The sequence below is a fragment of the Amycolatopsis orientalis DSM 40040 = KCTC 9412 genome, from assembly GCF_000478275.1.
Lineage (GTDB): Bacteria > Actinomycetota > Actinomycetes > Mycobacteriales > Pseudonocardiaceae > Amycolatopsis > Amycolatopsis orientalis.
Genome location: NZ_ASJB01000064.1, coordinates 421,891 through 428,018, shown reverse-complemented (window position 1 = coordinate 428,018; position 6,128 = coordinate 421,891). Strand labels below are relative to the sequence as shown.

Below are 6,128 nucleotides of genomic sequence, written 5' to 3'. Positions count from 1 at the left end.
TGAAACAGCTCACGCCCAACTGTCTGCCTAACCCGGGCAAGCTCACGTGACAGTTCTTCGGCCTGCGGTGACAGCCCGGGAAGGCGCAGCCCCCGTCACGGATGTTCAACGCCCGTCGTTGGCCGGGCGTGACGAACCGTCGCATCCGCCCCACGTCCAGCGGTTCACCGGCCGCGTTGAGAACGACCGGAAGCATGAGGCAGTCGCAGGCCGCCATCCGGGCATCCCGGGCGGTCATCGTCCCGACAAAATCCACACACGCCGTGCCGAGACCCGACTTCAGCTCCTCCAGGCCGATGGTGACATGGACGAGGGTCCGGTAGCCGGAGGTGCCGGGCTGATCCGGGCAGGCGATCGCGAGATCGAGCAGGTCGACCCAGGCGTCGCCGAGGCGTTCGGGTCTGGTCCGCAGGTCGGCTTGGCCGAATTCGTCGACCGGGCGTGGTGCGGCATACGCCTCCAACGCGGCGGCCGTCCGCGCACCGGCCTCGTCGTCGAGGAGCCCGTTCAGTTTCCAGAAGCCGTCCTTGCGGCGTTCCAGAGTGAGTTCCCGGCGGGGCTGTTTGGGTTCGGGTTCTTTCGGCTCGGCGCCGTCGGGGTCGAGCCAGCCGAGTAGGTTCTGTTCGGCTCTGGCCAGTTGCTGGGGACCGGCGTGCCGGGCCAGCTCGGCCAGGATCTTCTCCGCGCTCTCCCGGTCCTCTGCCGACGTATCGAGCGGCAGGCTCGCCAGGAAGTCCAGGATCTGCTGGATTCGTTCGTCCCCGACCGCCCCTTCGGCGGCCGCGGCCGCCGTCGCGGGCGCCAACGCCGGAAGCTCCGTCCCATCCAAAGCCCGGGTCGGATTCAACGCGATCGCACGATTCACCACCGGACGCGCCTCACCAAACGACAGCCCGGCCACATCGGCGAACCACCTGATCGTCGAGCCATACCCATACAAGTCTTTCGCGCCCCGCGACTCGATCTCCGCCAGATACCGGCCCAGCCCGGCAGTGGCGACCCGGATCACCTGCAGGAACTGCTGCACGCCATGGGCAAGCTCCAGCTTGCCGGCACGCCACAACTCCTGCGGCAACGCGGGAAGGATCGTCTCGGACACACCCCAAGAATACCCGACCAAATCGAACAAATGTTCGCCACAATGGTGAAATGGAGTATTTACTACTAAAGGGTGATACATGACTGGATCGTGTCTTTCACCGCCCGCTTTCGTGCTTCCGTCACCAGGTAGCTGTAGTGACCATGGACGTTGTTGACGGTTGAGCGGCGGTTGGGTTGATCATGACGAACACCTCCCTGTGTGGTGCTGGTGTCTAACGTCATCGCCGATCGCAACTGAGGTCTTCCTGTTCCACCGTAATGCCCGTTTGACCGTGCACAAGGCTGCTGGGCGACCGCCCGACGGGACAGCCTCGAATGCCGCCGCGCCCGCCACGAAAACCGTGCCGCGCGGCCTTCCTCCACCACTACAACCACCACTGCGCCCACGCCGCCCTCAACGGCCACCCACCCATCACCCACGTCAACAACCTCACAGGGCACTACAGGTAGCCGCCTTCCAGTGACGAGACGCGCCCGCCGAGTACACCCGGTACGAGGCGCGAAGGAACCGCCCAGATCACCAAGCCCGTCGAACGGATTCACCGGACACGCTCTAGGCTCGGCTTCATGTCGCGCCGTTCCCTTCACAACCCAGCCCCCGACGTCACCGCTCTCCGCGCCCGCCTCGACCGGGCCCGCGCCGCCGCGGCCGCCGCCGGCACCGACGCCCTGCTGATCGCGCCCGGCTCGGACCTGCGCTACCTCATCGGGCAGGCGGGCGGCTCCTTCGAGCGGCTGACCACGCTGGTGATCCCGGCCGACGGTGTCCCGGCGCTGGTGCTGCCGAAGCTGGAAGCGCCCGGCTACGCCGACGTCCCGGCCGACGAACTCGGCATCGAGGTCGTCACCTGGGTCGACGGGGACAACGCCTACGAACTCGTCGCCGACAGGCTGGGCAAGCCGGGCCGGGTCGCGGTCAGCGACTTCACCCCGGCCCTGCACGTGCTCGCGTTCCGCGGCGCGCTCGGGGACGCCGAGCAGACGCTGGCCGGGCCGATCGTGCGCGAACTGCGCATGCGCAAGGACGCGGCCGAGATCCAGGCGCTGCGCGACGCGGGTGCGGCCATCGACCGCGTCCACGCCCGGGTCCACGAGTGGCTGCGGCCGGGGCGTACCGAGGCCGAGGTCGGCGCGGACATCACCGCCGCGATCGTCGAGGAGGGCCACACGCACGCCGACTTCGTGATCGTCGGCTCCGGCCCCAACGGCGCGAGCCCGCACCACGACGTCTCCGGGCGTGTCATCGAGCGTGGCGACGTCGTCGTGGTGGACATCGGCGGCCCGATCGCCGAGGGCTACAACTCCGACTCCACCCGCACCTACGCGGTCGGCGAGCCGCGTGACGCCGACGTCGCCGAGACCTACGCCGTCCTGCAGCGGGCCCAGAAGGCGGCTGTCGAGGCCGTCCGCCCGGGTGTCACCGCCGAGTCGATCGACGCCGCCGCGCGCGACATCATCGCCGAGGCGGGCTTCGGCGAGTACTTCATCCACCGTACTGGCCACGGTATCGGCCTCGACGTGCACGAGGAGCCCTACATCATCAAGGGCAACACGCTGCCGCTCGAACCGGGCATGGCCTTCAGCGTCGAGCCCGGGATCTACCAGCCTGGCCGCTGGGGCGCCCGCATCGAGGACATCGTCGTGGTCACCGAGGACGGCGTCGAGCCGGTCAACCAGCGTCCGCACGAGTTGATCGTGCTCGACGCATGACCGGTTCCCTGGAGCCGCTCGACCAGGCCATCGTCGGAGAACTGGCCGCGGACGGACGGTGCAGTTTCACCGATCTGGCCGAGCGGGTCGGCCTGTCGGTGTCGGCTGTGCACCAGCGGGTGCGCCGCCTGGAGCAGCGCGGGGTCATCCTCGGCTACACCGCGCGGCTCGACGGCGAGCAGATCGGGCTCCCGCTCACCGCGCTGATCTCGCTGACGCCGAACGATCCGGCCGCGCCGGACGACTACCCGCAGCGCCTCGAGCACATCAAGGAGATCGAGTCCTGCTACTCGGTCGCCGGGGACGAGTCGTACATCCTCCTGGTCCGGGTGGCCTCGCCGCTCGGCCTGGAGGACCTGCTCCGCCGCATCCGCGAGGCCGCCAAGGTCTCGACCCGGACCACGGTGGTGCTTTCGACGCCGTTCGAGGGGCGCTCGCCGACCCTGTGAAAGCGGAAAAGGGGTGGGCTTGCGCGGCGCTGGTACGATAAAAGGTATGGCAACACGTAAGGTCACTCTCTCACTCGACAGTGGTGCGCTCGAGTTCGCCGAACGGGCGGCCAAGGCACACGGGATCTCGGTCTCGTCGTGGTTGTCCAAGGCCGCCCGCAGGGAAGCCGTCCGCACCGGATACACCCCGCAGCGCGCTCCGGTCGAACCGTCCGCCCAATCGGACGAGGCCGAGCTGACAGCCGCGGAGAAGGATCTGCGTGCACAGGGGTGAAGTCTGGACGTACCACCCCCCGACCGAACCGGCACGGCAGCGCACCGTCGTCCTGCTGTCCTCGGACGGGGTGAACGAATCCGAGCGGCCGTGGCTGCTCGGCACCGAACTGCTGGACCGGGATCCCCAGGACATCCTCGGTGTCGCCGTCGACGCGCGGTACTGGGTGTCCACGTTGAACCTCACGCGCCTGTACCGGCCGTGGTTCGACGAGAAGATCGCGGAGATCGACCAAGAGGTCCAGGAGCGCATCGACATCGCGTTGCGCGCTGCCCTCGATCTCTAGGGTGGCTAGGCCGTGTCCTGCAAGTCTTGTTCGCGGTCTTCGCGCCCAGGTGGTCCCTGACGGCACGGGCGGGCTCGGCCGGGTACGACCCGGTACGAGGCCGATCCGCCCGCACCGCCAGGAACCACCTGGATCACGAAGCCCATCGAACAGACTTACAGGACACGGCCTAGCGGGCGATGACCTCGGGCGCGGCGTGCAGTTTGCCATCGGGCCCGGAGAGGCACGACGCGTTACCGCCGCGCGCGGCGAGGAACTCGTTGAGACAGTTCGCGACCTGCGCGTGCCCGTTCGCGTTGGGATGGAACGACTCCTGCAGTGCGTGGCTCGCCCGGTCCACCTGGCCGAGGTCGCGCAGCTGCAACGTCAGCCTGCTGAACCACTCGTTCGCCGGATCGCTGCTGCACGCCTCGCGGCCCGCGCCCGCCCGCGAGAGGTCGAGGAACCGCGCGCTGGTCGCCCTCGATGCCTGCTTGAGCCCGTCCGAAAGGACGGAGACGCCGTCGCGGCGCATCCACTCCAGATCCTCGGTGCGGAACGGGCAGCCGTTGAGGCTGCGGAGCGCCTCCGGGATCTGCGGGCCGACAGGCGAGGCGTACGACATCAGCACGAGCTGGTAGTCCGCCGGGATGTACCCCGCCTGTGCCAGCACCTTCTTGACGTCGGCGACGGCGTTGGTCACCTTCGGCACCATGGCGTCCACTTTGGACTTCCAGGTGGTGCGAAGTGCTTCGCTGCACGGCGGATTCTGCGGGGAGAACCATGCCTTGAAGCATTCGTTGACCTGAGCGGAGAACTTCGGCTCGTCGTTCGCGCCGATCGCGATCACCACCGCGGCGACCCGGTGGTCCTTGACCAGGTTCGCGAGTTGCTGGGCCTGCGAGGGCTCGGTCCACTGCTTCGCCTCGCCCAGCGCGATCTGCTCCGAAGGCGCCCCTGAGCACGCGAGGTTGACGCGCGCGGTGACGTCGGGGATCTTGATCTGCTCGACGAAGGCGTTGGGGGAGCGGTGACACCAGTTGCCGCCCTGACCGTTGGTCGTCGGCGTGTAGTCGCCCGCGCCCTCCCCGGAAACGGTGCTGTCACCGATGGAGACGACCGTCAGCGGCCCCGTACCCGGCGGGCCTTGGCGCGGGGACGGCTGCCCTGGGCGGCTTTCCGACCCGGAGAAGGCAAAGAACCCGACGAGAACCACCACGAACGAGAGCGCGAGAGCACCCCACCACCACCGGAAACGTCGCATCGTCACCGGATTCTACGGACACCTGGCCCGACCGGGTGATCATGGCGGTGTGACGGTGGTGACCGCGCCTTCAGCCGGCCGCTGTCAGATCCGTTCCGGCCGCCAGTTCCGACACGATGTCGAGTACCCCGCGCAACGCGGGCTTGTCGTTCCCGGGGGACCAGGCCGCCACCGTGCGGGCGGTTTCTCCCGCCAGCGGCACGAACACCACCCCGCTCCGGCGGAGGCTGTGGGACGACCGGGCGAGCCTGGTGACGCCGACGCCCGCGGCGACCAGGCCGAGCAGCCCCTGCACGGTCGCGGCCCGCTGCACGACCCGCGGAGCGAACCCGGCGGCCTCGAAGTCGCTGTCGTAGCGGCGATGCCACGGCTCCCACGACCCGCGCGGCGTGAGGACCCACGGCTCGTCCGCCAGATCCGCGAGCTTCACCTCGCGGGCGCTTGCCAGCCGATGGCCCTCGGGCAGGACAGCGCAGACCTCTTCGGTGATCAACGTGCGGGTCTCGAATCCGTCGACCAGCGGTGGCCGGGTGAAGATCAGGTCATAGCGGCCTCGGGCCAGCCCGTCGACCAGCGGCGCGATCTGGGTGTCGTCCGTGGTGAGGACCAGGTCGGGAAGCCGGTCGCGGACCGCGCGCACCACCGGCGGGAGCAGATAGTTCGCCGTGGTGGTCAGGAAACCGAGACGCAGCGTGCCGATCTCGCCGCGCACCGCCCGGTCCAGTACCGCCAGCGCGTCGTCATTGCGCGCCAGCACGGCGCGGGCCTCGGGGAGAAACAGCGAGCCGACTTCGGTGAGCCGGCTGCCACGGCTGTCGCGATGCAGGAGCTTCGCGCCGAGGATCCGCTCCAGCACGGTGATCTGCTGCGAAAGCGACTGCTGGGCGATGCGCAGACGACGGGCAGCGCCGGTGAAGCTCGCTTCCTCGGCGACGGCGACGAAGTACCGCAACTGCCGCAACTCAGGGGTCACAGGCCACGACTGTAGCCGCACCAGGAAGCCGGTGTTGGCGAGGCGGCCGCGATCTTCGCACGATGGGAGGCAGGAAGACCGGAGATGGAGGA

General features: G+C 68.9%; 7 protein-coding genes. 4 read left to right on the top strand and 3 right to left on the bottom strand.

Going from position 1 to position 6,128, the window contains the following annotated elements:
• A partial coding sequence (locus L324_RS23660) for a DUF222 domain-containing protein (protein ID WP_051174061.1) occupies positions 1 to 1,099 on the bottom strand: 1,099 nt, incomplete at its 3' end.
• A 569-nt stretch (positions 1,100 to 1,668) separates the two neighbouring features.
• On the opposite strand from L324_RS23660, the gene L324_RS23655 reads away from it, so the two are divergent.
• From L324_RS23655 to L324_RS23640, 4 genes are read left to right on the top strand one after another with little or no spacing between them, the layout of a single operon-like run.
• Positions 1,669 to 2,811, top strand: a complete 1,143-nt coding sequence (locus tag L324_RS23655) for a M24 family metallopeptidase (RefSeq protein WP_037312465.1) — start codon at positions 1,669 to 1,671, stop codon at positions 2,809 to 2,811.
• Entirely contained in the window at positions 2,808 to 3,260 is a 453-nt protein-coding gene (locus L324_RS23650) for an Lrp/AsnC family transcriptional regulator (RefSeq protein ID WP_037312463.1), read from the top strand. The genes L324_RS23655 and L324_RS23650 overlap by 4 nt, the downstream gene beginning before the upstream one ends.
• 46 nt (positions 3,261 to 3,306) lie before the next feature.
• Positions 3,307 to 3,534: a hypothetical protein gene (locus L324_RS23645; protein ID WP_037312460.1), complete on the top strand. Its 228-nt coding sequence runs from the start codon at positions 3,307 to 3,309 to the stop codon at positions 3,532 to 3,534.
• A complete protein-coding gene (locus tag L324_RS23640) occupies positions 3,521 to 3,820 on the top strand; it encodes a hypothetical protein (protein WP_005150941.1) in 300 nt (99 codons plus the stop codon). Before L324_RS23645 ends, L324_RS23640 begins: the two co-directional genes overlap by 14 nt.
• A gap of 169 nt (positions 3,821 to 3,989) precedes the next feature.
• Here the strand turns inward: L324_RS23640 and L324_RS23635 are convergent, their stop codons facing one another.
• On the bottom strand, positions 3,990 to 5,063 hold the full coding sequence (locus L324_RS23635) for a GDSL-type esterase/lipase family protein (protein WP_081736448.1): 1,074 nt from the start codon (positions 5,061 to 5,063) through the stop codon (positions 3,990 to 3,992).
• Positions 5,064 to 5,133: 70 nt separating this feature from the next.
• The gene (locus L324_RS23630; protein WP_037312652.1) at positions 5,134 to 6,036 is read right to left on the bottom strand and encodes a LysR family transcriptional regulator; all 903 of its coding nucleotides are present in this window, start codon (positions 6,034 to 6,036) and stop codon (positions 5,134 to 5,136) included.
• Positions 6,037 to 6,128 lie beyond the last annotated feature (92 nt).

Excerpts from the sequence above, each read along its gene's own strand:
- L324_RS23655 (WP_037312465.1), top strand. The coding sequence starts at position 1,669 with ATGTCGCGCCGTTCCCTTCACAACCCAGCCCCCGACGTCACCGCTCTC.
- L324_RS23650 (WP_037312463.1), top strand. The coding sequence starts at position 2,808 with ATGACCGGTTCCCTGGAGCCGCTCGACCAGGCCATCGTCGGAGAACTG.
- L324_RS23645 (WP_037312460.1), top strand. The coding sequence starts at position 3,307 with ATGGCAACACGTAAGGTCACTCTCTCACTCGACAGTGGTGCGCTCGAG.
- L324_RS23635 (WP_081736448.1), bottom strand. The coding sequence starts at position 5,063 with ATGCGACGTTTCCGGTGGTGGTGGGGTGCTCTCGCGCTCTCGTTCGTG.